Annotated in this window: 28 protein-coding genes and 1 pseudogene; 19 read left to right on the top strand and 10 right to left on the bottom strand. The window is 63.6% G+C overall.

The features are described from left to right. The first annotated feature begins 8 nt into the window (after positions 1 to 8). The gene (locus NKH22_RS14870; protein WP_023821025.1) at positions 9 to 761 is read left to right on the top strand and encodes a crotonase/enoyl-CoA hydratase family protein; all 753 of its coding nucleotides are present in this window, start codon (positions 9 to 11) and stop codon (positions 759 to 761) included. An 8-nt stretch (positions 762 to 769) separates the two neighbouring features. Here the strand turns inward: NKH22_RS14870 and pdxH are convergent, their stop codons facing one another. After that, complete coding sequence (pdxH, locus tag NKH22_RS14865; protein WP_081725434.1) at positions 770 to 1,399, bottom strand: pyridoxamine 5'-phosphate oxidase; 630 nt, start codon at positions 1,397 to 1,399, stop codon at positions 770 to 772. A gap of 28 nt (positions 1,400 to 1,427) precedes the next feature. Between pdxH and NKH22_RS14860 the strand changes: the two genes are divergently transcribed. Further along, entirely contained in the window at positions 1,428 to 1,889 is a 462-nt protein-coding gene (locus tag NKH22_RS14860) for an RT0821/Lpp0805 family surface protein (RefSeq protein ID WP_023702032.1), read from the top strand. 124 nt (positions 1,890 to 2,013) lie between these two features. Next, a complete protein-coding gene (locus NKH22_RS14855) occupies positions 2,014 to 2,943 on the top strand; it encodes a DnaJ C-terminal domain-containing protein (protein WP_023702031.1) in 930 nt (309 codons plus the stop codon). Between the two features lie 19 nt (positions 2,944 to 2,962). Here the strand turns inward: NKH22_RS14855 and NKH22_RS14850 are convergent, their stop codons facing one another. Continuing rightward, positions 2,963 to 3,598 carry a TetR/AcrR family transcriptional regulator gene (locus tag NKH22_RS14850; protein ID WP_023692089.1) on the bottom strand — a complete coding sequence of 212 codons (636 nt, stop codon included), beginning with the start codon at positions 3,596 to 3,598 and terminating at the stop codon, positions 2,963 to 2,965. Positions 3,599 to 3,784: 186 nt separating this feature from the next. Here NKH22_RS14850 and mddA point away from each other — a divergent pair, with 186 nt between their 5' ends. The 3 genes from mddA to NKH22_RS14835 all read left to right on the top strand — a co-directional run bounded on the left by mddA (position 3,785) and on the right by NKH22_RS14835 (position 6,199). After that, a complete protein-coding gene (mddA, locus tag NKH22_RS14845) occupies positions 3,785 to 4,519 on the top strand; it encodes a methanethiol S-methyltransferase (protein ID WP_023692088.1) in 735 nt (244 codons plus the stop codon). A gap of 224 nt (positions 4,520 to 4,743) precedes the next feature. Continuing rightward, positions 4,744 to 5,565, top strand: coding sequence for an enoyl-ACP reductase FabI (gene fabI / locus NKH22_RS14840; RefSeq protein ID WP_023727494.1), 822 nt, complete (start codon positions 4,744 to 4,746; stop codon positions 5,563 to 5,565). Between the two features lie 46 nt (positions 5,566 to 5,611). Next, a complete protein-coding gene (locus tag NKH22_RS14835) occupies positions 5,612 to 6,199 on the top strand; it encodes a histidine phosphatase family protein (RefSeq protein WP_023821027.1) in 588 nt (195 codons plus the stop codon). Between the two features lie 82 nt (positions 6,200 to 6,281). Here NKH22_RS14835 and NKH22_RS14830 read toward each other — a convergent pair whose 3' ends face one another. Further along, on the bottom strand, positions 6,282 to 6,536 hold the full coding sequence (locus tag NKH22_RS14830) for a DUF1344 domain-containing protein (protein WP_023685405.1): 255 nt from the start codon (positions 6,534 to 6,536) through the stop codon (positions 6,282 to 6,284). Positions 6,537 to 6,719: 183 nt separating this feature from the next. On the opposite strand from NKH22_RS14830, the gene aroC reads away from it, so the two are divergent. From aroC to NKH22_RS14815, 3 genes are all read left to right on the top strand, one after another. Beyond that, positions 6,720 to 7,835 (top strand): chorismate synthase, encoded by a 1,116-nt coding sequence (aroC, locus tag NKH22_RS14825; RefSeq protein WP_023821028.1) that lies wholly within the window; start codon positions 6,720 to 6,722, stop codon positions 7,833 to 7,835. A gap of 74 nt (positions 7,836 to 7,909) precedes the next feature. Beyond that, positions 7,910 to 9,010, top strand: coding sequence for a 3,4-dihydroxy-2-butanone-4-phosphate synthase (gene ribB / locus NKH22_RS14820; protein ID WP_023685407.1), 1,101 nt, complete (start codon positions 7,910 to 7,912; stop codon positions 9,008 to 9,010). A gap of 18 nt (positions 9,011 to 9,028) precedes the next feature. After that, a complete protein-coding gene (locus NKH22_RS14815; protein WP_023685408.1) occupies positions 9,029 to 9,451 on the top strand; it encodes a hypothetical protein in 423 nt (140 codons plus the stop codon). Positions 9,452 to 9,513: 62 nt separating this feature from the next. On the opposite strand, the gene NKH22_RS14810 is transcribed toward NKH22_RS14815, so the two are convergent. Continuing rightward, positions 9,514 to 10,737 carry an MFS transporter gene (locus NKH22_RS14810; RefSeq protein ID WP_023716104.1) on the bottom strand — a complete coding sequence of 408 codons (1,224 nt, stop codon included), beginning with the start codon at positions 10,735 to 10,737 and terminating at the stop codon, positions 9,514 to 9,516. Between the two features lie 118 nt (positions 10,738 to 10,855). Between NKH22_RS14810 and NKH22_RS14805 the strand changes: the two genes are divergently transcribed. The 8 genes from NKH22_RS14805 to NKH22_RS14770 all read left to right on the top strand — a co-directional run bounded on the left by NKH22_RS14805 (position 10,856) and on the right by NKH22_RS14770 (position 17,473). Beyond that, positions 10,856 to 11,464 carry a TetR/AcrR family transcriptional regulator gene (locus NKH22_RS14805; protein WP_023685410.1) on the top strand — a complete coding sequence of 203 codons (609 nt, stop codon included), beginning with the start codon at positions 10,856 to 10,858 and terminating at the stop codon, positions 11,462 to 11,464. Positions 11,465 to 11,557: 93 nt separating this feature from the next. Continuing rightward, the gene (locus tag NKH22_RS14800; protein ID WP_023685411.1) at positions 11,558 to 12,541 is read left to right on the top strand and encodes a hypothetical protein; all 984 of its coding nucleotides are present in this window, start codon (positions 11,558 to 11,560) and stop codon (positions 12,539 to 12,541) included. A gap of 71 nt (positions 12,542 to 12,612) precedes the next feature. Next, positions 12,613 to 13,539 (top strand): histone deacetylase family protein, encoded by a 927-nt coding sequence (locus tag NKH22_RS14795; protein ID WP_023685412.1) that lies wholly within the window; start codon positions 12,613 to 12,615, stop codon positions 13,537 to 13,539. 3 nt (positions 13,540 to 13,542) lie between these two features. Next, positions 13,543 to 13,794, top strand: coding sequence for an exodeoxyribonuclease VII small subunit (locus NKH22_RS14790; protein ID WP_023668433.1), 252 nt, complete (start codon positions 13,543 to 13,545; stop codon positions 13,792 to 13,794). Between the two features lie 38 nt (positions 13,795 to 13,832). Continuing rightward, entirely contained in the window at positions 13,833 to 14,099 is a 267-nt protein-coding gene (locus NKH22_RS14785) for a DUF2277 domain-containing protein (RefSeq protein ID WP_023668432.1), read from the top strand. 10 nt (positions 14,100 to 14,109) lie between these two features. Then, positions 14,110 to 15,030, top strand: a complete 921-nt coding sequence (locus NKH22_RS14780) for a pirin family protein (RefSeq protein WP_023685413.1) — start codon at positions 14,110 to 14,112, stop codon at positions 15,028 to 15,030. Between the two features lie 101 nt (positions 15,031 to 15,131). Further along, positions 15,132 to 17,045: a 1-deoxy-D-xylulose-5-phosphate synthase gene (dxs, locus tag NKH22_RS14775; protein ID WP_023685414.1), complete on the top strand. Its 1,914-nt coding sequence runs from the start codon at positions 15,132 to 15,134 to the stop codon at positions 17,043 to 17,045. Positions 17,046 to 17,188: 143 nt separating this feature from the next. After that, complete coding sequence (locus NKH22_RS14770; protein ID WP_023668429.1) at positions 17,189 to 17,473, top strand: hypothetical protein; 285 nt, start codon at positions 17,189 to 17,191, stop codon at positions 17,471 to 17,473. Here NKH22_RS14770 and NKH22_RS14765 read toward each other — a convergent pair. Beyond that, positions 17,470 to 17,872, bottom strand: a pseudogene (locus tag NKH22_RS14765) (GFA family protein). The gene NKH22_RS14770 and the pseudogene NKH22_RS14765 overlap by 4 nt on opposite strands. Positions 17,873 to 18,018: 146 nt before the next feature. Between NKH22_RS14765 and NKH22_RS14760 the strand changes: the two are divergent. Both NKH22_RS14760 and NKH22_RS14755 read left to right on the top strand, forming a co-directional pair. Next, the gene (locus tag NKH22_RS14760; RefSeq protein ID WP_023702017.1) at positions 18,019 to 18,813 is read left to right on the top strand and encodes a TlyA family RNA methyltransferase; all 795 of its coding nucleotides are present in this window, start codon (positions 18,019 to 18,021) and stop codon (positions 18,811 to 18,813) included. Next, positions 18,810 to 20,045, top strand: a complete 1,236-nt coding sequence (locus NKH22_RS14755; RefSeq protein ID WP_023668426.1) for a class I SAM-dependent RNA methyltransferase — start codon at positions 18,810 to 18,812, stop codon at positions 20,043 to 20,045. Before NKH22_RS14760 ends, NKH22_RS14755 begins: the two co-directional genes overlap by 4 nt. A 66-nt stretch (positions 20,046 to 20,111) precedes the next feature. Here NKH22_RS14755 and NKH22_RS14750 read toward each other — a convergent pair whose 3' ends face one another. The 5 genes from NKH22_RS14750 to NKH22_RS14730 form a co-directional block, all read right to left on the bottom strand. Further along, complete coding sequence (locus NKH22_RS14750) at positions 20,112 to 20,501, bottom strand: type II toxin-antitoxin system VapC family toxin (RefSeq protein ID WP_023727489.1); 390 nt, start codon at positions 20,499 to 20,501, stop codon at positions 20,112 to 20,114. Next, on the bottom strand, positions 20,488 to 20,763 hold the full coding sequence (locus NKH22_RS14745; protein WP_081725433.1) for an AbrB/MazE/SpoVT family DNA-binding domain-containing protein: 276 nt from the start codon (positions 20,761 to 20,763) through the stop codon (positions 20,488 to 20,490). Before NKH22_RS14745 ends, NKH22_RS14750 begins: the two co-directional genes overlap by 14 nt. Positions 20,764 to 20,842: 79 nt before the next feature. Next, positions 20,843 to 22,546 (bottom strand): metalloprotease TldD, encoded by a 1,704-nt coding sequence (tldD, locus tag NKH22_RS14740; protein ID WP_023702015.1) that lies wholly within the window; start codon positions 22,544 to 22,546, stop codon positions 20,843 to 20,845. Beyond that, positions 22,543 to 22,740, bottom strand: a complete 198-nt coding sequence (locus tag NKH22_RS14735) for a hypothetical protein (protein ID WP_155923284.1) — start codon at positions 22,738 to 22,740, stop codon at positions 22,543 to 22,545. The genes tldD and NKH22_RS14735 overlap by 4 nt, the downstream gene beginning before the upstream one ends. Positions 22,741 to 22,809: 69 nt before the next feature. After that, on the bottom strand, positions 22,810 to 23,394 hold the full coding sequence (locus tag NKH22_RS14730) for an invasion associated locus B family protein (protein ID WP_023668422.1): 585 nt from the start codon (positions 23,392 to 23,394) through the stop codon (positions 22,810 to 22,812). Positions 23,395 to 23,436: the final 42 nt, after the last annotated feature.

The following is a 23,436-nucleotide window of genomic DNA, read 5'->3' as shown; positions in this document are numbered from 1 at the left end:
AAATGACCGTGACAGACCATATCCTCGTCGAGCGCCAGGGCGCCATCCAGATCATCCGCATGAACCGTCCCGACAAGAAGAACGCACTGACGCGCGCCATGTACGCGACAATGTCCAAGGCGCTGGCCGATGGCGATGCCGACCCGGCGGTTCGCGTCCATATCTTCCTCGGTGTTTCTGGCGCCTTCTCTTCCGGCAACGATCTCGCCGATTTCCTGGTCATCGCCACCGGCGGTGAGGGCGGCAACGAGGTCTGGGACTTCCTGATGGCGCTGGCCAAAACGGAGAAGCCGATGGTCTCCGGCGTCGACGGCATTGCGGTCGGCATCGGCACCACGCTCAATTTGCATTGCGACCTGACTTTCGCCACGCCGCGCACGGTGTTCCGCACACCCTTCGTCGACCTCGGCCTGGTGCCGGAGGCGGGCTCCAGCCTGCTGGCCCCGCTCATCCTCGGCAGGCAGGGCGCCTTCGCGCTGCTTGGGCTGGGCGAAGGTTTTTCCGCCGAGCGCGCCAAGGCCGCCGGCCTGATCTATGAGGTGGTCGAGGAGGACGGGCTAGAAGCCGCGGTACTCGCAGCGGCCGGCGCGATCGCCGCCAAGCCGCCGCAGGCGCTGAAGATCGCTCGTGACCTGATGCGCGCCCCGCGCCACGAGCTTGTCGCCCGCATCAAGGTGGAGAGCGAGCATTTCTCCGAGCGGCTGAAGTCCGACGAAGCGCGCGCCGCGTTGACGGCCTTCATGACGCGCAAGAAGGCCTGAACCTCTCCTCAGGGATAAAGCCGTGTCTTGTCCCAGCCGCCTTCGGCGTTGCGCGAAAAGACCAGCCGATCGTGCAGCCGGAATGGCCGGTCGTGCCAGAACTCGATCGCCTGCGGCACGATGCGGAAGCCCGACCAGTGCTTGGGCCGCGGGATTTCGCCGATAGGGTAGCGCGCCGTGTATTCGGCCACCGCCTTCTCCAGGGCAAAGCGGCTTTCCAGCGGCCGCGACTGTTTCGAAGCCCATGCGCCGATCCGGCTGCCGCGCGGCCGCGTCGCGTAATAGGCGTCGGCTTCAGCGTCGCTGACGATCTCCACCGGACCGCGTATGCGCACCTGGCGGCGCAGCGATTTCCAGTGGAAGCACATCGCCGCCTTCATGCTGCCAAGAATCTCGCGGCCCTTGGCGCTCTCGAAATTCGTGTAGAAGACAAAGCCGCTTTCATCGAAACCCTTGAGCAGCACCATCCGCACATCCGGCATGCCGTCGGCATCGACGGTTGCAAGTGCTACGCCGTTGGCGTCGTTGATTTCGCTTTTCTTGGCGTCCTCCAGCCACTCAGCAAAGAGCCGGAACGGCTCGGCGGCTTCGGTAAAGTCACTACTTGTTAACTCAGTGTCACTCATAGTTTTTCTCAAATTGTCTCGAGCTTCAGGAGGTTGCCGATTGTCGCGTATCGCGCAAGCTTTTGACAGCGGGCAATGGAGCGTTATCGCTTCGGCCAGTTCGAAAGCCGTGATCGTGATTATCGCACTGCCGCTTGCCGCCTGCGGCGCCGGCGGCTTCAGCCTGGAAAAGGCCGAGGTCGATCGTTCCATCGTCACCTCAAGCGCGCCGGCCAGGGTGACATCGACGGACGCCGACAGCGCTTCCGACCAGACCACGATCGGCAATGCGGTGTCTTCGGCCGACATCGAGGAGCTTCGCGGCCAGGCCGTGCCGTGGGCGAATGCCGACACCGGCTCGCGCGGCTCCATCACCGAACTCGCCGAAGTGCAGGACAACGGCCAAGACTGCCGCAGCTTTACCGCCTCGCGCGAAAGCTTCGACGGCGTCACTTTGTTCAAGGGCCAATTGTGCATCGCCGCGGCCGGCGGCTGGCACATGCAGGACTTCAAACCGCTCTGATTTTCCAGGGTTTGCGGGCGCCGCAATTTCAGCCTCGATAAGCCTGCGCGCCACTGGAATTTCTTCCTATGGGAGCGCATATAAGGGCCAACGTGGATTTAACTCATTTTCCAGGGCAGGACGCATGCGCGACCCCTATGAGGTGCTGGGCGTTGCCAAGAACGCATCGGCCAAGGACATAAAATCGGCCTACCGCAAGCTCGCCAAAAAGTATCATCCGGACCAGAATCCGAATGATCCCAAGGCCAAGGACCGTTTTGCCGCCGCCAATCAGGCCTATGAGGTCGTCGGCGACGAGAAGAACCGTGCGGCCTTCGACCGCGGCGAGATCGACGCCGACGGCAAGCCGAAATTCCAGGGCTTCGAGGGCGCAGCCGGCGGCGGCGATCCGTTCGGTGGCTTCCGCCGCCAGCAGGGCGCCGGCGGCCCGCGCTTCGAATTCCGATCCGGGCGTCCGGGCGGCGATCCGTTCGACGGCAACAGCGATATCTTCAGCCAGATCTTCGGCGACGCCTTTTCAGGCGCGCGTGGCGCCGGAACAGGCGACCGCCGCCAGCAGGCGACCGCCGCCGATCTCAACGTCACGCTCGACGTCACCATCGAGGAGATAGCGACCGCAGAAAAGGTGACGGCGATGTTCCCCGACGGCCGCAAGATTGCGGTCAAGCTGCCGGTCTATGTCGAGGACGGACAGACCATCCGGCTGAAGGGCCAGGGCGAGCAGGGGCCGGGACAGCCGGGCGATGCGCTGGTCAAGATCCGTATCCGCAGGCACCCGCGCTACCGCATCGAGGGCCGTGACCTGCATGCCGATCTGGAGGTAGCGTTGGCCGACGCGGTGCTGGGCGCCAAGGTGCCGGTCGACACGCCGACCGGCAGGCTGGCGGTCAACATTCCGGCCTGGTCGAGCTCCGATAAGGTGCTGCGCCTGAAGGGCAGGGGCTTGCCGGAAAAAGCGGGTGGCCATGGCGATCTCTACGCCCATGTCCGCATCATGCTGCCGGAAGGCGGCGACAGCGAACTCGAAGCGCTGATGCGCAGCCGCAAAGGCTGACGCGGCCCGACTTGGCTGGCTAGCTGCCGGGCGCTGCTTCCTCCATCCGCCGGATGGTTTCGCCGAAGCGGCGCAACGCCTGCCGCACCGGGACATGCGGGCTCTCGATCTCAAGCAGGATCATCGTCTCGCTGCCGAGGAATGCGGCGCTGACCAGGCTGGTCACTTCGGCGGCGGAGAATGGCCCGAGGCCGCCGAACCGCCGCTCCGCCTCTTGCGCCAGTCCGTCCAGCAGTTCGAACCAGCCGCGCAGGTCGCGGCGCACCGCCTTGGCGATCTCGGGGCTCGACAGGCTTGCCGCGATCATCTCGTGCAGGATCCGGACATAGCCGGACGCCAGATCATCGTCGAGGAAATCGCAAGCGCGCTCCCAGCGTTGCCACAGCGGCATAGGTGCCGCAAAAGTCTCCGCCTGGCGCTTCAGCAGGCCCTCGTTCAGATGGTCGAGCAGGGCCAGGAACAGCCGTTCCTTGGAGCCGAAATGGTAATGGATCTGGCTGAGCGGAACGCCGGCGATCTCGGCAACGCGGCGCGTCGACAGATCGGCATAACCGCCTCGATGGAGGCATAACTCGGCAGCCGAAATCAGTTCGGCGCGCGTGTCGCGCTTTTGCTTGTTCTGCGGCGGGGTAACGGCTTCGGCAGCGTCCGTCATGCGGCGTGGCTGCCGCTGGTAGCGATGCAATCTGGGCGGATCATAGCTTCTCCTGTCCGGGGCTGGACGTCCCTCCACTCTATCTCGGTCGAGCGACCGATCAAGTTGACTCGCCAGAAAATTTATGGTTTTTGACGCTGAATTCGGTCGACCGACCGAATCCTGATGCTTGCATGGAGGGCACTCATGGCGGGCGTAATCACCCTTATCTACGGCGTTGCCGCATACCTGATTTTTCTCGGTTCGTTTCTCTATGCGGTCGGTTTCGTCGGCAACCTGGTCGTGCCGAAATCCATCGATTCCGGAGTCGCTGGAAGTCCGGTCGAAGCCGTCATCGTCAATGCGCTGCTGCTCGGCCTTTTCGCCGCCCAGCACAGCATCATGGCGCGGCCGGTTTTCAAGCGCTGGTGGACACGGATTGTCCCGCACGCGGCCGAACGCAGCACCTATGTGCTTCTGGCCAGCCTCATCCTGCTGCTGCTCTACTGGCAATGGCGGCCGATCCCCGGTCTCGTCTGGACGGTCGAGAACCCGGTCTGGGTCGCCGTCATCCATGGCGTGTTCTGGCTCGGCTGGGCGGTATTGTTGACCAGCACCTTTCTGATCAACCATTTCGAACTGTTCGGCTTGCGCCAGGTTCTCGCCGCTTTGCGCAAGAGCGAACCGGCGCCGCCCGTGTTCAGGACGCCGCTGTTCTACAAATGGGTCCGGCACCCGCTCTATGTCGGCTTTCTCCTGGCCTTCTGGGCGACGCCGTCGATGACATGGGGCCATCTTCTGTTCGCGGCGGGCAGCACCGGCTACATCCTGCTCGGCATCTTCCTCGAGGAACGCGATCTCGTCGCGATGTTCGGTGACCAGTACCGCCTCTACCGCAAGCAGGTGGGAATGCTCATTCCCTGGCGCAAAATGGCTGGATAGGGCCGATGCGTTGCCGACCAGCCGATTCGGCTGGTCGGCCGGGCCTGGGCCATCAAGGCGCGCTGGCCGCAATGAGGCGTTCAAATCTCACAACAACGTTATTATCCCCCATTCGTTGTCACGCCGAGTGTCTGAATTGAACGCGCGCCCCGTCTGCGCTTGATGCGCCTTTCTGCCTGTGCGATAGGCACTCCAAAGCAGAAAATCTTTCGGAGAGCGCTGACATGGCGGGTGGACAGGGCCTTATGGCCGGCAAGCGCGGCCTTATACTGGGCGTCGCCAACAACAGATCGATTGCCTACGGCATCGCCAAGGCCTGCGTCGACCATGGCGCCGAGATCGCGCTGACCTATCAGGGCGAGGCGTTCAAGAAGCGCGTCGAGCCGCTGGCTGCGGAATTGGGCGCCTTTGTCGCCGGTCATTGCGATGTCACCGATCCGGCGAGCCTCGACGAGGTGTTTGCCAATGTCGCCAAGCATTGGGGCGGCAAGCTCGATTTCCTCGTCCATGCCATCGCTTTTTCCGACAAGGACGAGTTGACCGGACGCTATGTCGAGACGACGCGCGACAATTTCCTGCGCACCATGGACATTTCGGTCTATTCCTTCACCACCATCGCCAAGCGCGCCGAAGCGTTGATGACCGATGGCGGCTCGCTGCTGACGCTGACCTATTACGGCGCCGAAAAGGTCATGCCGCATTACAACGTCATGGGTGTCGCCAAGGCCGCGCTCGAAGCCAGCGTGCGCTATCTCGCCGTCGACCTCGGCGGCAAGAAGATCCGCGTCAACGCCATCTCGGCCGGGCCGATCAAGACCTTGGCTGCTTCGGGCATCGGCGACTTCCGCTACATCCTCAAGTGGAACGAATACAATTCGCCGCTGAAGCAGACCGTCACCCAGGAAGAAGTCGGCGATTCCGCCGTGTATTTCCTGTCGGACCTGTCGCGTGGCGTCACCGGCGAGGTGCACCATGTCGATTCCGGCTATCACGTCGTCGGCATGAAGGCGGTCGACGCGCCGGATATTTCGACCGTCAAGGAATAGTTCTGCCGCGGTTTCCGCCTGCCTGTCCTGATTTCCGGAAGACCTGATGGTTCCGCTCGTCTACATCGTGCGCCATGGCCAGACGCAGTGGAATGCCGAGTCGCGGCTGCAGGGCCAGGCCGACACCGATCTCAACGCGCTCGGCCGCGAGCAGGCGACCCGCAATGGACGGCGGCTGGCCGAACTGATCCAGAATCCTGAGGATTTCGACTTTGTCGCCAGCCCGATGAAGCGGACGCGCGAGACGATGCAGCGGCTACGCTTGGCGATGCAACTCGATCCCGATGCCTACCGCACCGACCCGCGTCTGGTCGAGGTGCACTTTGGCGAGTGGCAGGGCTTTACCTATGCCGAACTCGATGCGCGAATGCCGGGCTCGGCGAAGGCGCGACGGCGCAACAAATGGAATTTCCAGCCGCCGGGCGAGGGCGCCGAAAGCTACCAGATGCTGCTCGAACGGGTGAAGCCGTGGTTCGACGCGCTCGACCGCCAGACGGTCTGCGTCACGCATGGTGGCGTCGTGCGGACCCTGTTTCGGATGGTCAAGGGTGTTTCCGAACACGAAGCGGCAAACCTGGAAGTGCGGCAGGACCGGGTGCTCAGGCTGCAGGACGGGCGTCTGGATTGGCTTTAGGTTCGAGCAGATAAACAGGACGACCGTCCTGTTTATCCGGGCAGGGCTCCGCCGAGCGGCAAGGGCCTGTGCGATGTCGGTGTTACTCGGTGTCGGGCAGTTCCATGTCGGTGACGACGTTCTCGCCATTCGTCACGTCATAGGCAATGACGATATCCATGCCCGGTTTCAGCGAATCGAGATCGGTCTCGGCGTTGAGCTTGAAGGACTTGCCGTCCTCCAGCGTCAGCGTCAGCGCGTCCTTGTCGACCTTCTTGATCAGGCCTTCGGTCTGGCCGGCATAGGCGGCGGTGGAAATCAGCAACATGGCGGCAGCAGCGCCAATCAGGGTACGCATCGTCGTCCTCTTTGTCATTGCGCCTGCACGGATGGCGGCGAGCTTTCAACGGGCGGATGGAAGAGAGCAGAAACCAACCGAATGTGTCAAAACTAAAACCGCCGGATCACAGTTTGACCGCTGTGGAAAACGCCAATAGAACGCACCTTTGATCCGGTCCGCTGCCGGGCAGGGCTAAAATTCATGTCTCACAACACGTTCGGCCATCTCTTCCGCGTCACCACCTGGGGCGAAAGCCATGGCCCGTCGCTCGGCTGTGTCGTCGATGGCTGCCCGCCCGGCATCCGCTTCACACGGGCCGAAATCCAGGCCGAACTCGACAAGCGCCGCCCCGGCCAGTCGCGTTTTGTGACCCAGCGCCGCGAACCGGACGAGGTGAAGGTGCTGTCCGGCTTCATCCTCGACGAGGACGGCGAGTCGATGATCACCACCGGCACGCCCGTCTCGATGCTGATCGAGAATATCGACCAGCGCTCCAAGGACTATGGCGAGATCGCCCGCCAGTACCGCCCCGGCCATGCGGACTACACCTATGACGTCAAATACGGCCTGCGCGACCATCGCGGCGGCGGCCGTTCTTCGGCCCGTGAGACCGCCGCTCGCGTGGCGGCCGGCGCCTTGGCGCGCAAGGTGGTGCCCGGCATGGTGGTGCGCGGCGCGCTGGTCTCGATGGGCGAGAAATCCATCGACCGCGCCAACTGGAACTGGAATTTTATCGGTGACGCCGAAAACCCGTTCTTCACCCCCGATCCGGCGTCCGTTCCCGTCTTCATGCAATACCTCGACGGCATCCGCAAATCCGGCTCCTCGGTCGGCGCGGTGATCGAGATCGTCGCCGACGGCGTGCCCGCCGGACTTGGCGCGCCGATATACGCCAAGCTCGACCAGGACATCGCGTCCGGCCTGATGTCGATCAACGCCGTCAAGGGCGTCGAGATCGGCAACGGTTTCGAAGCCGCCCGCATCACCGGCGAACAGAATGCCGACGAGATGCGCATCGGCAATGACGGCAAGCCGGTCTTCTTGTCCAACAATGCCGGCGGCATTCTGGGCGGCATCTCGACCGGCCAGGCGATCGTCGCCCGCTTCGCCGTCAAGCCGACCTCGTCGATCCTGACGCCGCGCAAATCCATCGACAAGGACGGCAACGACGTCGACGTCATGACCAAGGGCCGCCACGACCCCTGCGTCGGCATCCGCGCCGTGCCGATCGGCGAAGCCATGGTTGCCTGCGCCATCGCCGACCATTATCTGCGGCACCGGGGACAGACAGGCCGGGGATTAGGCAGTAGGGATTAGGCAATAAGCCAGCCCGTACTTCCTTCCCTAACTCCTACTGCCCAACCCCTATTCCCTGCGAGCGAAGCGAGCCAATGCCATACGATCAGAAGAAAATCGTCGAAGCCATCCGCGCCTTCGAGCGCGGCGAGATCGTCGTCGTCATGGACGATGACGGGCGTGAGAACGAGGGCGACCTGATCGTTGCCGCCGTGCATTGCAGCCCGGAGAAAATGGCCTTCATCATCCGTCACACCTCCGGCATCGTCTGCACGCCGATGCCGCGCGAGGAGGCCAAGCGGCTCAATCTGCAGCCGATGGTCGCCGACAATGATTCCGCCCACACCACGGCCTTTACCGTCAGCGTCGATTTCAAGCATGGCACCACCACCGGCATTTCGGCCGAGGACCGCACGCTGACCGTGCGCAACCTGGCCAACGGCAATGTCGGCGGTTCGGATTTCGTTCGCCCCGGCCACATCTTCCCGCTGATCGCTAGGGAAGGCGGCGTGCTGATGCGTTCGGGCCATACCGAAGCCGCGGTCGATCTCTGCAAGCTTGCCGGCCTGCCGCCGGTTGGCGTGATCTCGGAGTTGGTCAATGACGACGGCACCGTCAAGCGCGGCCCGCAGGTGGCGAGCTTTGCCGAGGAACACGGCCTCAAGCAGGTCTCGGTCGCCGACCTCATCGCCTACCGGCAGCGCAAGGAAACGCTGGTCGAACGCGTCGCCTGCTCCGAAATCGACACACTCGGCGGCAAGGCACAGGTCTTCACCTACACGCTGCCCTGGGATTCCATGCACCATGTCGCGGTCGTTTTCGGCGACATCCGTGACGGCGAGGACGTGCCGGTGCGGCTGCATTCGGAGGATGTGGTGACCGACGTGTTCGGCACCAGCCACCGGCTCGACGCCATTATGAAGGCGATGGGCGAACGCAAGCGCGGCGTCATCGTTTACCTCCGAGAGGGTTCGGTCGGCGTCGCCCATCAGGAGCGCAACCGGCCGATGAGTGCCGACCGTGAGGACCACGAAGAGGCCCGCCGCCGTGAGAACGAGTGGCGAGAAATCGGCCTCGGCGCGCAGATTCTCAAGGATCTCGGCATCTCCTCGATCAATTTGATCGCCTCGCGCGAACGCCACTATGTCGGGCTTGAGGGCTTTGGCATTCATATCGCCAAGACCGAGATTTTCTAGGGGACAGGGGGCGGTCGGATGAGCTTCGAGGCCTATCTCAATTGCTTTGAAGATGGCGAAGAGAGCTACTTCCCCACATCGATCGTCGAGGATGCCTTCGCGCCGTTCGTCACCAGGCGTGAACCTGAATTCACCTGCTGGGTCGTCGCCTATGACGATGCGTCGTCGGCCGACCTCTATCTCAATTTCGACCCCGGCGATGCCTCGCGATGTTCAGGCTTCACCGTCGCGCGGCCGCCCGACGATCCGCGCCTCTACGAAGCGCTGTGGAAAATCCTGCGTGTCACCAGCTCGGTCGTGTATTGCGCCGGAGAATGTCCGCCGATGGTCGGGCGCGCTGAAACCATACCCCATCTGAACCCGGATATGGTTGAGACACTGGGAAGTCCTGTTGTCGTTCTCGATGGAAACGAGATCCGCAAGAGGCTTGAACAGTCGTAGGGAGCCGCGCTCCTTTGGAGAAGCTGCGTCCGATCCGCGTTCCCGACCGGACGCTTGTGCGTTTATTCCGCGGGAACGGCGGCTGCACCGCAGCCGTCCAGCTCGCAGGCGCGGGTGGCCAGGCTGCGCTGGCCCAGCAACACCGTCACCAATGCGATGACGCCGGCCGCCACCGAGACCCAGAACCCGTTGCGGGCGCCGAATTCATCCACCACCGCACCGGCGGCAAACGAACCGAGCGCCATGCCGATGCCGATGCCTGTCATCACCCAGGTGATGCCTTCGGTCAGCATCGCTTCCGGCACGTGGCGTTCGATCAGGCCGAAGGCGGTGATGAAGGTTGGCGAGATCGCCACGCCGCTGATGAAAACGGTCAGCGCCAGCAGCGGCACCGTGTCGGCGGTGAGCGGCAGCAGCGTGCCGAGCGCAACGAGGGCGACCGCGAGGGCCAACTGGCGCTGCAGCGGCGCTTTCAGGTTGAGCGCGCCGACGATAAGGCCGAGCACGAACGATCCCAGCGCATAGACGCCGATGACGAGGCTGGCGGCGCCCGGCTGGCCGAGTTCCTTGGTGATCGCCACCGTGCTCACTTCCGTGGTCGCGAAGGTGGCGCCGACGAAGATCAGGGCGAAGGTGATGATCTGCACCGACCTGAGCCGGATTGCCGAGCCGCTCGAGACATGATTCACCGGCCGCACTTGTGGTTCGGTCGAACGCTGCAGGATGAAGGCTGCCGAGCCAAGGGCGAGGAATAGCGTGCTGACCAGGACACCGGCTTCCGGGAACAGAGCGGCACTCAAGCCCACCGACAGCGATGCGCCTGCAATGTAGACGAGTTCGTCCGCCGCCGATTCGAAGGCGAATGCGGTGTTCATCTGCGGCCGGCCGCGAAAAATCTCGGTCCAGCGCGCGCGCACCATCGCCGGCATGCTGGGCATGGCGGCGGCCGCCAGTGCCGACACAAACAGCGTCCACACCGGCCAGTCCTGATTGGCTGCGGCAATCAGCACCGCGAAGGCGAGCACGGTGAGGATGGTGGTCGGAATCACGATCCGCGTCTGGCCGAGGCGATCGACCAGCCGTGATATCTGCGGCGCCACGAAAGCGTTGCTCAGCGCGAACGTCGCCGAGACAGCTCCCGCCAGCCAGTATTCGCCACGCGTCTGCGAGAGCATGGCCACGATGCCGATCGGCGCCATGGCGATCGGCAGCCGCGCGAGGAAGCCCGCGGCGGCAAACCCCTTGGCTCCAGGGGCACCAAAGATTTCCGAGTATGGGTTTTGCATGGCTGGTTCCTCGACAAAGGCCAATTCGACAATTACATACGGTCCGTATGAATATAGGTAGTCGATACGCCGCGTATGTCAATTGGCATACGAAGCGTATGTGAATAAGGCCAGAACCATGCACAGACCCCGCAAGGAGATGATTGCCGAAACGCGCGCCAAGCTGATCACGGCGGCCCGCCACGCTTTCGGCACAATCGGCTATGCCGAGGCGTCGATGGACGACTTCACCGCCTCGGCCGGGCTGACCCGCGGCGCGCTCTACCATCATTTCGGCGACAAGAAGGGCCTGCTGCAGGCTGTCATCGCCGAAATCGATGGCGAGATGGCCGTCCGCATCCATGAGATTGCGTCGCGGGCGCCAAGCCGCTGGCAGCGTTTCGTCGACGAATGCACGACCTATATCGAGATGGCGCTGGAGCCGGAAATCCAGCGCATCATGTTTCGCGACGGTCCGGCTGTGCTCGGCGATCCGGCGCAATGGCCGAATGCCAATGCCTGCGTCGGTTCAATGACCGATCATCTGACGGCTCTGCAGCAGGAGGGGGTGGTCGTCCCCGGCGTCGACCCCGAAACCGCCGCCCGGCTGATCAACGGCGCCAGCAGCCAGGCGGCACAGCGCATCGCCAATTCGAACGACCCCGAAGCCACGTCGAAGACCGTGGTGGCGGCCTTCCAGCAGTTGCTTGAAGGCTTGCTTAAAAAGCAGGACTCGCAGCCGGTCTGAAATCTCGCCAGCCGATCCCCGGCATTGCCGAGATTGACAATTCCCGGCCCGGGTTCATCCTCGCCGTCCATCTCTGAGGGGAGATTCGGGCGCATGTGGGATTTCGAAATCGGCAGGTCGGTGTCCATCATGATCAGGACATGGCCATTCATCGTCTTTCGCATGATCGTCTATTTCGGCATTACGCTCGCCTACATCGTGGCGACCGGCAGCGGCGCCTCGGTCGGCTATGGCGTCGGCCACATCTCCACCGATCCCGACGGGCCGCTGTCTTTTGCGCTCTGGGGCGGCATCGTCGGCATCGGCGTCGTTTCGATCGCGCTGTACTGGATCCGCGAATACATCCTCTATGTCGTCAAGGCCGGCCATATCGCCGTCATGGTCCATTTGATCGATGGCCGGGACGTTCCCAATGGGCAGGACCAGATCGCCTACGCCAAGGACGTGGTGAAGGAGCGTTTCGCCGAGGCCAACATCCTTTTCGTGGTCGACCAGCTGGTCAAGGGCGCCATCCGCGCCATCACCGGCCTGATCGGCGGCATCGCCGCCTTCCTGCCCATTCCGGGTCTCGGCGGCCTGATCGCTTTCATCAATACGGTCATCCGCCTGTCGCTGACCTATGTCGACGAGATCATCCTCGGCTACAACATCCGCATCAATTCATCATCGCCCTTCGAGACAGCCCGGCAAGGCGTCGTGCTCTACGCCCAGAACGGCAAGACCATGGTCAAGAACGCCATCTGGCTGGCGGTCATCATGTGGGGTGTGTCCTTCGTCATCTTCCTTTTGATGCTGGCGCCGGCCGCCGCCATCATGTGGTTCATTCCGGGGCAGCTCGGCGGCTGGGCCTTCGTGCTCGCCATCCTCCTTGCCTGGGCCTTCAAGGCGGCCTTCATCGAACCCTTCGCCATAGCCTGCCTGATGCAGGTCTATTTCAAGACCATCGAAGGCCAGGTGCCGAACGCCGAATGGGACCAGCGGCTGGCCGAGGGGTCGTCCAAGTTCAGGGAACTCAGGGATAAGGCGCTGGCCTCCTTCGGCGGCTCGCGCTGGACGCAGCCGGCGCCCGGGGTGTAATCCCTGTTGAACGTCGGGGCGGTGCGGCGTCAAACCATGGTCAAAGCGGCCGGGTGCGCCTATATCGGGTCATGGTCACCAGGCTCTACACCCATCCGATCTTCCTCGAACATCTGACGCCCCCCGGTCATCCGGAGCGGCCGGACCGCTTGCGCGCTATCGAGCGCGTGCTCGACGACGAGGCCTTCACCGCACTCGATCGGGTAACGGCGCCGCAAGGCGACGAGGCCACAATCCTCTACGCCCACCCCGAGGATTTCGTCGCCCGCGTCCGCGCCGCGATCCCTGAAAGCGGCATTGCCTCGATCGACGCCGACACGAGCGCCAGCCCGAAAAGCTGGCAGGCGGTGGTCACTGCCATCGGTGCGGCCAACGCTGCCGTCGACGATGTTTTCGAGGGCAGCGTTGCCAATGCCTTCGTCGCCGCGCGTCCGCCCGGCCATCATGCCGAAAAGACCACGGCCATGGGCTTTTGCCTGTTCAACACCGCGGCGATCGCGGCCCGCTACGCGCAGAAGAAACACGGCGCCGAGCGTGTCGCCATCGTCGACTGGGACGTGCATCACGGCAATGGCACGCAGGACATTTTCTGGGACGATCCCTCGGTGCTCTATTGTTCGACGCACCAGATGCCGCTCTATCCCGGCACCGGGGCTAAAAACGAAACCGGCGCCGGCAACATCGTCAACGCGCCGCTGGCGCCGCAGACCGGCTCGGACATGTTTCGCGATGCCTTGCTGTCGCGCGTCCTTCCGGCACTCGACAATTTCGCGCCCGATCTGATCATCATTTCCGCAGGCTTCGACGCTCACCATCGCGACCCGCTGGCCGAGATCAACCTCAGCGAGGACGATTTCGACTGGGCGACAGGCCAGTTGCTGGAACGCGCCGGGCGCCACAGCGGCAACCGGCTCGTCAGCCTGCTTGAGGGCGGCTACGATCTGCAGGGACTGGCATTTTCGGTCGCCGCCCATGTCGGGCGGCTGATGAAGGGGTAAAGTATGGCTGGCGAAGCAAATGAAGACGTGAAGGCGATGAGCTTCGAGCAGGCACTCGACGCGCTGGAAAAGATCGTCGATGATCTGGAACGCGGCGACGTGCCGCTCGACCAATCGATCAAGATCTATGAGCGCGGCGAGGCGCTGAAGGCCCATTGCGACCGGCTGCTGAAGGCGGCCGAAGACAAGGTCGAGAAGATCAGGCTGTCGCGTGATGGCAAACCGGTGGGAACGGAGCCGCTCGACGCGGAGTAGTGGAATGGGGCGGGCATAAAGCAGATAGGAGTTCAAGCATGTGCAGAAACATCAAGACCCTGTTCAATTTCGAGCCGCCGGCGACCCATGACGAGATCCGCGACGCCGCCCTTCAATTCGTGCGCAAACTGAGCGGAACGACGCGCCCCTCGCAGCGCAACCAGGCAGCCTTCGACCGTGCCGTCGAGGCGATCGCCGAATCGGCGCATGAATTGCTGCATTCGCTGGAAACCACGCATCATCCGCGCAATCGTGAAGAGGTGGCGGCCAAGGCAAAAGCCAAATCGGCGCTCCGCTTCGCCTGAGGACATCCAGATGAGTTTCTTCCCCGGCAAGGACCCTGAGCCTGGCGATGCCTTCGCCAGCGACCAGATCGAGCTCATGGTCATTCCAAACGCCAAGGACATTGGCGGCTTCCAGGTTCGTCGCGCTCTGCCGACGGCAAAGCGGCGGCTGGTCGGTCCCTTCATCTTCTTCGACCGCATGGGGCCGGCGATCTTGCGCGCCGGCCAGGCGATGGATGTGCGCCCGCACCCGCATATCGGGCTTTCCACCGTCACCTATCTGTTCGACGGCAATATCAGGCACCGCGATTCGCTCGGCACCGAGATGGTCATCCAGCCCGGCGACGTGAATTTGATGACCGCCGGCCGCGGCATTGTCCATTCCGAGCGCACGCCCGAAGAACTGCGCGGCGCGCCGATGTCGGTCTCCGGCCTGCAGACATGGCTGGCTTTGCCCGACGGCAAGGAGGAAGTGGCGCCGGTGTTCGAGAACACGGCCGCGCTCCTTCTGCCCGAGATCGACGCCGAAGGTGTTTCCGGCCGCGTGGTGATCGGCGATTTCCAGGGACTGCGCTCGCCGGTAAGAGCCGACACCGAGACGCTCTACGCCGATCTGAGGCTGGCGCCCGGCGCCAGCGTCAAAATTCCCGCCGACGCCGAGGAACGCGCCATCTACACGCTGGACGGCGATGTCTCGATCTCGGGCGACCGCTTTCCGGCCGAACGGCTGCTGGTGTTCCGGCCTGGCGACGAGATCGTCGTGTCGTCCGAGCGCGGCGCCCATTTCATGCTCTTCGGCGGCGCTTCGCTCGGCTCCCCGCGCCACATCTGGTGGAACTTCGTCTCGTCGTCGAAGGAACGCATCGAACAGGCCAAGCAGGAATGGAAGACGGGCCGCTTCGATATCGTTCCCGGAGACGAGGAAGAGTTCATTCCGTTACCGGACAATTAACGTCAGCATCACCCGCGTCACTGACACGCATTTACATTCCGGCGACGCAGGCATATTTCGCCATGATCGACGCGCATCATAGCTGAGCAGGCCCTTTAACAGTGAACGCAACGCTGCATACGCCGCTTCTCGACAAGGTCCGCATTCCAGCCGACCTGAAGAAGCTTGACGAAAGCGAGCTGCCGCAGCTGGCCTCGGAGCTGCGCGCCGAGCTGATCGATGCCGTCTCGCATACGGGCGGGCATCTCGGCGCCGGCCTCGGTGTCGTCGAACTGACGGTGGCGCTGCACTATGTCTTCAACACGCCGGAAGACCGCGTGATCTGGGATGTCGGCCACCAGGCCTATCCGCACAAGATCCTGACCGGCCGCCGCGACCGCATCCGCACGCTGCGCCAGGAGGGCGGCCTGTCCGGCTTCACCCGTCGCGCCGAGAGCGAATACGACCCGTTCGGCGCCGCGCACTCCTCGACCTCCATTTCCGCTGGCCTCGGCATGGCCATGGCGCGCGACCTCTCCGGCGGCCACAACAATGTCATTGCCGTCATTGGCGACGGCGCCATGTCCGCCGGCATGGCCTATGAAGCCATGAACAATGCCGGCGCGCTTGATGCCCGGCTGATCGTCATCCTCAACGACAACGACATGTCTATCGCGCCGCCGACCGGCGCCATGAGCGCCTATCTGGCGCGGCTCGCGTCGGGCAAGACCTATCTTGGCCTGCGCGATTTCGGCAAGAAGCTGACCTCCTATCTCGGCAAGCGCGCCGACCGCGCCATCAAGCGGGCGGTCGAGCATGCGCGCGGCTACGTCACCGGCGGCACGCTGTTCGAGGAGCTTGGCTTCTACCATATCGGCCCGATCGACGGCCACAATCTCGAGCATCTGATCCCGGTGCTGAAGAACGTCCGCGACCATGCCGACGGTCCGGTGCTGATCCATGTCGTGACCCAGAAGGGCAAGGGCTACGCGCCGGCCGAGGCTGCGGCCGACAAATATCATGGCGTGAACAAGTTCGACGTCATCACCGGCGCGCAGACCAAGGCCCCGGCCAATGCGCCGGCCTACACCAAGGTGTTTGCCGAAAGCCTGGTCCAGGAAGCCCGCCTGGACGAACGTATCGTCGCCGTCACCGCCGCCATGCCGAACGGCACCGGCCTCGATTTGTTCGGCGAAGCGTTTCCGACCCGGACCTTCGATGTCGGCATTGCCGAGCAACATGCCGTGACCTTCGCCGCCGGCCTCGCCAGCGAGGGCTACAAGCCCTTCGCCGCCATCTATTCGACCTTCCTGCAGCGCGCCTACGATCAGGTCGTCCATGATGTGGCGATCCAGAAACTGCCGGTGCGTTTCCCGATCGACCGCGCCGGTTTCGTCGGCGCCGACGGCGCCACTCATTGCGGCGCCTTCGACACCACCTTCCTGGCGACGCTGCCGGGCTTCGTGGTGATGGCGGCCGCCGACGAGGCGGAGCTTCGCCACATGGTGCGCACCGCCGCCTATTATGACGAAGGCCCGATCGCCTTCCGCTATCCGCGCGGCAATGGCGTCGGCGTCGACATGCCGGAGCGCGGCTCGGTGCTCGAAATTGGCAAGGGCCGCATCGTCAGGGAAGGCACCAAGGTGGCGCTTCTGTCCTTTGGCACAAGACTGCAGGACTGTCTGCTGGCGGCCGAGGAACTCGGCGCGGCAGGGCTTTCGACGACGGTTGCGGACGCCCGTTTCGCCAAGCCGCTGGACGAGGATTTGATCCGCCGTCTCGCCCGCTCGCACGAAGTGCTGGTGACGGTGGAAGAGGGGGCTGTCGGCGGTTTCGCCAGCCACGTGCTGCAGTTCCTCGCCCATGAAGGCTTGCTGGAAAGCGGTCTGAAAGTTCGGCCGCTGGTGCTGCCGGACGAGTTCACCGACCACGCCAAGCCGGAAAAAATGTATGCCGATGCCGGGCTCGACGCGGCCGGCATCGTGCGCACCGTGTTCGTCGCGCTCGGCCATTCCGCGCGCGCGCAGCGCGCCTGAATCAAACCTCACGCAGCTGAAGCAGTTGCCTGAGCAAGCCTGACACTTTGTTAACGCTTCTCTTTGGCGTTTCGCTTACCGTCTCTTTTGGCCGTTTTTCAACGCCGCCCTGCTAGAACTCTCCAGGCAGGGAGTTAAAAACAATGCGAACGCTTCTGTGCGGCGCGGCCCTTTTGGCCGTCATCGCCGCGCCGGCCATGGCCGAGACGCGCTATGACCGCAAGCTCGAACAGGCGGTGGCAGGCATCGTCGCCCGCAAGATGGGCGATATCAGGGGCGCTTTTTCCTACAAGCAGGTGCCGCAGCTTGTCGTCGTGCCGGACGCACCAGTCGTTGCTGTCGAGCGCCCGCGCAAGCAGGCTTCAGATGACGGAAGCGACGGCCTGATGCCGGCCGTTGAACGGCAGGTCTCACGGACGATCTTCTAAAACCACATATCGCGCACGCAGCGCCCATCGCGCGGCAGGTCGTCATAAGTGTCCAGCCCGTCGAAATGGTCGATCGGCAGGTCGGCGACCGCCTCCGGCGGTGCCAGCCTGACATTGACGGCGATCCGCGTGCGGCCGCTGTCGCTGCGGCGCAAACCGCGCCAGGCAAGCACACCAGGCACATGTCGGGCAAAACAGTATTTCCAGCGACGGCGTCTCCTTGCCAGCGCGGGTGTAGGACTGCACAGGCCCCACAAGCCGGATACGCTCGTCGACAAAGTCATAGGCCCAGAGTGTGCCATAGCGGCGGCAAAGCGTGCAATTGCAGGCCGTGATCGGGCCGGGATCGCCTTCCAGGGTCCAGTGGGCGGCGCCGCAATGGCAGGTTCCCGTCAGCATTCGTCTTCCTCCGCATTGCCTGAGCCTCTACATCTTGCCGGACTGGCTGCGCTATTCAACCGGGCGGACTGGCTTGCGGCCCGGGTCTCGACGTCCTCCTATGCCAATGTCCTTGCCTTCGCGGCCGGCTTTCGCCATGAAGGCCGATGAACTCCCCTCTGCCAGCCAGCACACGCCAGCGGCTCGACGAATTGCTCGTCCAGCGCGGCCTGTTTGCGAGCCGCTCGCGCGCCCGCGACGCGGTCGAGCGCGGCACCGTGACGGTCGACGGCGTGGTCGCCCGCAAGCCCGGCCAGACGGTTCTGCCGCACTGTCTCATCGTCATCGACGACCCGGCGCAGGGTTATGTCTCACGCGCGGCGCTGAAGCTGATCGCCGGGCTCGACCATTTCAGTCTCGATCCCGCGGGCAGTGAAGCCCTCGATATCGGCGCCTCGACAGGCGGCTTCACCCAGGTGCTGCTCGAACGCGGCGCGGCCCATGTCACTGCCATCGATGTCGGCCACGGCCAGATGCATCCCGGTGTCTCGTCCGACCCGCGCGTCACCGTGATCGAGGGCCTCAACGCTCGCGAGCTCGCGGCTGCCGATCTCGGCGGCCGTATCCCCGATTTCATCGTCTCCGATGTAAGCTTCATCTCGTTGAAACTGGCGATGCCACCGGCGTTGGCATTGGCACGGGACGGCGCTCGTGCGGTGTTTCTGGTCAAGCCGCAATTCGAGGCCGGCCGCGAGGCGATCGGCAAGGGCGGTCTTTTGAAAGACCCTTATGACGCCGCCCGTGTGGCCGGCTTGCTGCAGGAATGGCTCGAAGGCGTCCCTGGCTGGCGTACATTGGGCTTGCACATGTCGCCGATCGAAGGCGGGGACGGCAACCGCGAATTCCTGCTTGCCGGGATCAAGGATGCCGGGACCAAGGATGCCGGGACCAAGGACCGATGAGCACGGGCTTCACCATCAAGAGACTGGGTTCGCAGGGCGACGGCGTCGCCGAGACGGAAACCGGCGAGCTGTTCATTCCCTTCACCCTGCCCGGCGAGACCGTCACCGCCGCGCGCGAGAGGGATCGCGCCATGCTGATGGCGGTATTGGAGACGTCGCCGCTGCGTATCGATCCGGCCTGCCGGCATTTCACCGAATGTGGCGGCTGCGCCGTCCAGCATCTGCAAGCCGACGCTTACCAGCAATGGAAACGCGACAAGGTCGTGCATGCCTTGAAAGGCATTGCCGGCGACATCGGCGCCCTGGTGCCGTGTGCGCCACACACACGCCGCCGCGTCGTGCTTGCCGCCAGGCGCGCCGACACAGGCATGCTGCTTGGCTTCCATCGCCATCTGTCGCCGGAAATCATCCCCATCGAGGAATGTCCGATCTCGCTGCCGGAGATCGTTGCCGCGCTCGATCGCTTGAGGTCGGTCGCCGACCTGGTTTGCGCCACCACCAAATCGTTCCGGATGGCGGTCACTGTGACGGGCTCGGGGCTTGACGTCGCTGTCTATGAGTCGGGCAAGCTGGGCGAGAACCAGCGCCGGGTCGCCTCCAACTTCATCATGGCCAATGGCTTTGCCCGGCTTTCGATCGACGACGAGATTGTCATCGAGCCGAAAAAGCCGGTGGTCATGTTCGGCACCGTCGCTGTCGCCATACCGCCTGGCGCCTTCCTGCAGGCAACGCAAGCCGCCGAACAGACGATGGCCGATCTCGTTGGCGGACATCTGAAGCGTGCCAGGAAAGTCGCGGATCTTTTCGCCGGCTGCGGCAGCTTTGCGCTTCGGCTGGCGGCCAAATCCGAAGTCCACGCGGTCGAAGGCGACGCGGCAGCCCTTTCGGCGCTCGACCGCGGATCGCGCTTCGCCACCGGCCTGAAGCGGGTAACCGGCGAACGCCGCGACCTGTTCCGGCGGCCGCTGACGTTCAAGGAGCTGAATGCTTTCGATGGCGTCGTCTTCGACCCGCCGCGCGCCGGCGCCGAGGACCAGTCGAAGCAGATCGCCCGCTCGGATGTGCCGTTCGTCGCCGCCGTCTCCTGCAATCCGGTGACGCTGGCACGCGACCTGCGCATCCTGATTGACGGCGGCTACATCTTGAAGAGCGTCACGCCCATCGACCAGTTCCTGTGGTCGCCGCATGTCGAGGCAGTGGCGCTGCTGGAGAAGCCGAAACGGCGACGTTAATCCGCCGATTTTCACAAGGCCGTGCTTGAGTTTGCCGCCCCCCGCAAGACGTAGCCGGCTGGCAAACTAGCCTTCGCGAACGCTTTCGTACCCGGCCGCTTGTGCGGCCTTGATGAACTTACGGTCGAAGGACACAAATGCTAAGCAGTGCGAGGACTTGCCCAGATGGAGCGCATCGGCGAAATCCATTCCCGTCTCGGCTAGATCGACCGCGGAAGAGACCATCGCAGCATCCTCTATCTCGATAGTGGGAAGCCCGCCGAACACCCGCAGTGCATTGACGATCGAGGCCTGATCATAACCATAGCCGCTGCGCAGCACCCACTCAGCCTCCAGGATCACCGTGACGGCGACGAAAACGGGCTGACCGTCGATCAGCCGCCGGGCTCGCGGGGACTGCTCGGGATCGTCGTTCGTCAGATACCTGACGACAACGTTGGTATCAATCGCGAGCATGGCGCCGCCGTGCTTCAGCAAGGACGGCTGCGTCCATCTCCTCCAAGGTCTTCGGTCTGCCACTGTGCGGCAGGACACCAAAGACATCTTCTGGTCGTGTCGGGGCAAAGGCAGGCGCCGGTCTCAAAAGTACACCGTCCGGTGTGTCTTCGACCTGCAGGCGCGTGCCCGCGCCCCAGTCCCTCCGTTTGCGGATAGCGCTGGGCAGGATGACTTGTCCCTTGGTCGAGACGGTCGTTATAAGCTTTTCTATTGCACCCATTGCGGTATTACCCTTGTGTAAGACAAAGGTAAGATATCCCTGTGAGGGGAACTATTCAAGCCCGCCGACGTCTCCTCGCTCAAACCCTGGTGCCGCCGACGGTCATCTGGTTCATCCTGAGATGCGGCTGGCCGACGCCGACCGGCACGCCTTGTCCGGCCTTGCCGCACATGCCGATGCCGGTGTCGAGTTTCATGTCGTTGCCGATCATCGAAACGCGGTGCATGGCGTCCGGTCCGTTGCCGATCAGCATGGCGCCCTTGATCGGCTGCGTCACCTTGCCATTTTCGATCATGTAGGCCTCGGTGCAGCCGAACACGAACTTGCCCGAGGTGATGTCGACCTGGCCGCCGCCGAAGGATACGGCATAGATGCCGTTCTTGACCGAGGCGATGATCTCGTCCGGCTCCATGTCGCCTGCGGTCATATAAGTGTTGGTCATGCGCGGCATCGGCTGGTGCGCATAGCCTTCGCGCCGGCCGTTTCCGGTGGCTTTCATGCCCATCAGCCGGGCGTTCTGGCGGTCCTGCATGTAGCCGACAAGCTTGCCGTCCTCGATCAGCACATTGCGGGCCGAAGGCGTGCCTTCATCGTCGACGGTCAGCGAACCCCGCCGCTCGGGCATGGTGCCGTCATCGACCACGGTAACGCCCTTGGCGGCGACCTGCTGGCCGAGCAGGCCGGCAAAGGCGGAGGTCTTCTTGCGGTTGAAGTCGCCCTCCAGCCCGTGGCCGACGGCTTCGTGCAGCATCACGCCCGGCCAGCCGCTGGACAAAACGATGTCGAACGTTCCGGCCGGCGCGGGAATGGCTTCGAGATTGACCAGCGCCTGCCTGAGGGCCTCCCTGGCAGCATGCTTCCAGGCGTCCTCGACCAGGAACTCGCCGAACGCCTTGCGCCCGCCCATGCCATAGGAGCCGCTTTCCTGGCGGTCGCCGTCGCCGACGACGACGGAAACGTTGATGCGGACCAGCGGGCGGATGTCGCGCACGATCTGGCCGTCGGCGCGCACGATCTCGACATGCTGCCAGGACGCCGCGAGCGAGGCCGTCACCTGGCGCACGCGCGGGTCCTCGGCGCGCAGCCATGCGTCGATTTCCTGCAACAGCTTGGCCTTGACCTCGAAGGAAGGCGAGGGGATCGGGTTCTCCTCGCCATAGAGATGGCGGTTGGTGCGCGCGGGAGCCGCGGCAAGCGTGCCGGAATAGCCGCCCTTGACGGTCGAGACCGCGTCGGCGGCGCGCAGCAGCGACGCCTCCGAAAGATCGCTGGAATGGGCGTAGCCGCTGGCCTCGCCGGCCACGGCGCGCAGGCCAAAACCCTGGTCGGTGTTGAAATTGGCGGTCTTCAGCCTGCCATTGTCGAACATCAGCGCTTCGCTCTCGCTGTATTCGAGGAAGAGTTCGCCGTCATCGGCGCCGTTCAGTGTGTCGGCGACGATCCGCTTGATGCGATCATCTGAAATGTCGAATTGGCCGGTCAGGCTGTTCATGGCAGGTCCGCTCACAGGAGGAATGGTGTTGCCACGATGTAGGCGCGAAGACGCGCCTGCACAATCCGCAATGACGATCCGCAGCAGGTAGGAGCGGGTAGCCCCGCCCCTGAACATGACATCCATCTTGAAGTTCGACCCGTCACCCGAAAAGGCCTTCACCCAGCGATATTTCTTGTTCCATTCATTGGCCTGGTCGGCCGTGAAGGGGTCGGTATAGCCCGAGGAGAACTGGATCGACTTGCACTTCTCATGGTTTTCGCAGCCATAGAAGTAGATGACATATTTCATGCCCTGAAGCCGGCCCGAGACCATCGGATCGCCCCGTCGTCCTTGTCCATCTTGGCCGAGCCATAGCCTTTCGCAAGCTCGAAAATGACGGCCGGATCGGGCGCCGTGATGATTTCGGAATCCTCGGCAAAGGCGACGGAAACGGCGCCGGTCAGGATTAGACCGGTCGACAAAAGCAAAGAACAAGCACGCATGATGACCCCCACAGCCAAAGATCAAACCCGTGGGAATTGTGAGGAAAGACGGTTTCGCAAGCATCAAGCTCAGGGCAGGGCGGCAAAACCGTCGGCGAAGCCCTTGAGGTCGACGGGGATGCCGATGCCTTCTTCCGGCGTCTGGAAGACGATGAAGGTGGCCGACGTCCCGGTCTTCAGCGTATCGAGCAGCGGCTTTTCGAGAATGACCTCGGCATAGCAGCCGTCTTGGAAGCAGCGCACGAAATAGGCGCGGCCAATATCCTTGCCGTCGACATTGAGGCCCAGGCCATTGGGCAGCAGAACGCCGAGCGGGGCCAGCACGCGCAGGATCTCGGCCTTGTTGTCGGCGGTGCGCAGGACGACGACGGACAGTCCCATTTCCGGGCGATCCTCGGCAACGACGTTCTGCATCATCACACATTGTTCCGAGGTGGCGCCGGCCGGCGTGTCGCAGATGATCGACCACGCGCCATGCGTTGACTTGACCGTGCCGCTGGGCTGCGCTGCATTGGCGACGCCGGTTGCGGACGAGCCGATACCGATCAGGGCGGCGAGAAAAACGACCTTCGCCCCGCTTCTCGAAAGCCAAGCGCTTTTCGAATGCCAGGCGCTCTTCGAATGCCAGGCGTTTCTCGAAAGCCAAGAGGTCATGACGGCTCCATTGCGAATCACGGCACTTTAAGCCGCGCCAAG

Source organism: Mesorhizobium sp. M1252 (assembly GCF_040318265.1).
GTDB lineage: Bacteria > Pseudomonadota > Alphaproteobacteria > Rhizobiales > Rhizobiaceae > Mesorhizobium.
This window is presented reverse-complemented; position numbering and strand designations above follow the sequence as displayed.

Excerpts from the sequence above, each read along its gene's own strand:
- NKH22_RS14855 (WP_023702031.1), top strand. The coding sequence starts at position 2,014 with ATGCGCGACCCCTATGAGGTGCTGGGCGTTGCCAAGAACGCATCGGCC.
- NKH22_RS14850 (WP_023692089.1), bottom strand. The coding sequence starts at position 3,598 with ATGACGGACGCTGCCGAAGCCGTTACCCCGCCGCAGAACAAGCAAAAG.
- mddA (WP_023692088.1), top strand. The coding sequence starts at position 3,785 with ATGGCGGGCGTAATCACCCTTATCTACGGCGTTGCCGCATACCTGATT.
- fabI (WP_023727494.1), top strand. The coding sequence starts at position 4,744 with ATGGCGGGTGGACAGGGCCTTATGGCCGGCAAGCGCGGCCTTATACTG.
- NKH22_RS14835 (WP_023821027.1), top strand. The coding sequence starts at position 5,612 with ATGGTTCCGCTCGTCTACATCGTGCGCCATGGCCAGACGCAGTGGAAT.
- NKH22_RS14830 (WP_023685405.1), bottom strand. The coding sequence starts at position 6,536 with ATGCGTACCCTGATTGGCGCTGCTGCCGCCATGTTGCTGATTTCCACC.
- aroC (WP_023821028.1), top strand. The coding sequence starts at position 6,720 with ATGTCTCACAACACGTTCGGCCATCTCTTCCGCGTCACCACCTGGGGC.
- ribB (WP_023685407.1), top strand. The coding sequence starts at position 7,910 with ATGCCATACGATCAGAAGAAAATCGTCGAAGCCATCCGCGCCTTCGAG.
- NKH22_RS14815 (WP_023685408.1), top strand. The coding sequence starts at position 9,029 with ATGAGCTTCGAGGCCTATCTCAATTGCTTTGAAGATGGCGAAGAGAGC.
- NKH22_RS14810 (WP_023716104.1), bottom strand. The coding sequence starts at position 10,737 with ATGCAAAACCCATACTCGGAAATCTTTGGTGCCCCTGGAGCCAAGGGG.
- NKH22_RS14805 (WP_023685410.1), top strand. The coding sequence starts at position 10,856 with ATGCACAGACCCCGCAAGGAGATGATTGCCGAAACGCGCGCCAAGCTG.
- NKH22_RS14800 (WP_023685411.1), top strand. The coding sequence starts at position 11,558 with ATGTGGGATTTCGAAATCGGCAGGTCGGTGTCCATCATGATCAGGACA.
- NKH22_RS14795 (WP_023685412.1), top strand. The coding sequence starts at position 12,613 with ATGGTCACCAGGCTCTACACCCATCCGATCTTCCTCGAACATCTGACG.
- NKH22_RS14790 (WP_023668433.1), top strand. The coding sequence starts at position 13,543 with ATGGCTGGCGAAGCAAATGAAGACGTGAAGGCGATGAGCTTCGAGCAG.
- NKH22_RS14785 (WP_023668432.1), top strand. The coding sequence starts at position 13,833 with ATGTGCAGAAACATCAAGACCCTGTTCAATTTCGAGCCGCCGGCGACC.
- NKH22_RS14780 (WP_023685413.1), top strand. The coding sequence starts at position 14,110 with ATGAGTTTCTTCCCCGGCAAGGACCCTGAGCCTGGCGATGCCTTCGCC.
- NKH22_RS14770 (WP_023668429.1), top strand. The coding sequence starts at position 17,189 with ATGCGAACGCTTCTGTGCGGCGCGGCCCTTTTGGCCGTCATCGCCGCG.
- NKH22_RS14760 (WP_023702017.1), top strand. The coding sequence starts at position 18,019 with ATGAACTCCCCTCTGCCAGCCAGCACACGCCAGCGGCTCGACGAATTG.
- NKH22_RS14755 (WP_023668426.1), top strand. The coding sequence starts at position 18,810 with ATGAGCACGGGCTTCACCATCAAGAGACTGGGTTCGCAGGGCGACGGC.
- NKH22_RS14750 (WP_023727489.1), bottom strand. The coding sequence starts at position 20,501 with ATGCTCGCGATTGATACCAACGTTGTCGTCAGGTATCTGACGAACGAC.
- NKH22_RS14745 (WP_081725433.1), bottom strand. The coding sequence starts at position 20,763 with ATGGGTGCAATAGAAAAGCTTATAACGACCGTCTCGACCAAGGGACAA.
- tldD (WP_023702015.1), bottom strand. The coding sequence starts at position 22,546 with ATGAAATATGTCATCTACTTCTATGGCTGCGAAAACCATGAGAAGTGC.
- NKH22_RS14735 (WP_155923284.1), bottom strand. The coding sequence starts at position 22,740 with ATGCGTGCTTGTTCTTTGCTTTTGTCGACCGGTCTAATCCTGACCGGC.
- NKH22_RS14730 (WP_023668422.1), bottom strand. The coding sequence starts at position 23,394 with ATGACCTCTTGGCTTTCGAGAAACGCCTGGCATTCGAAGAGCGCCTGG.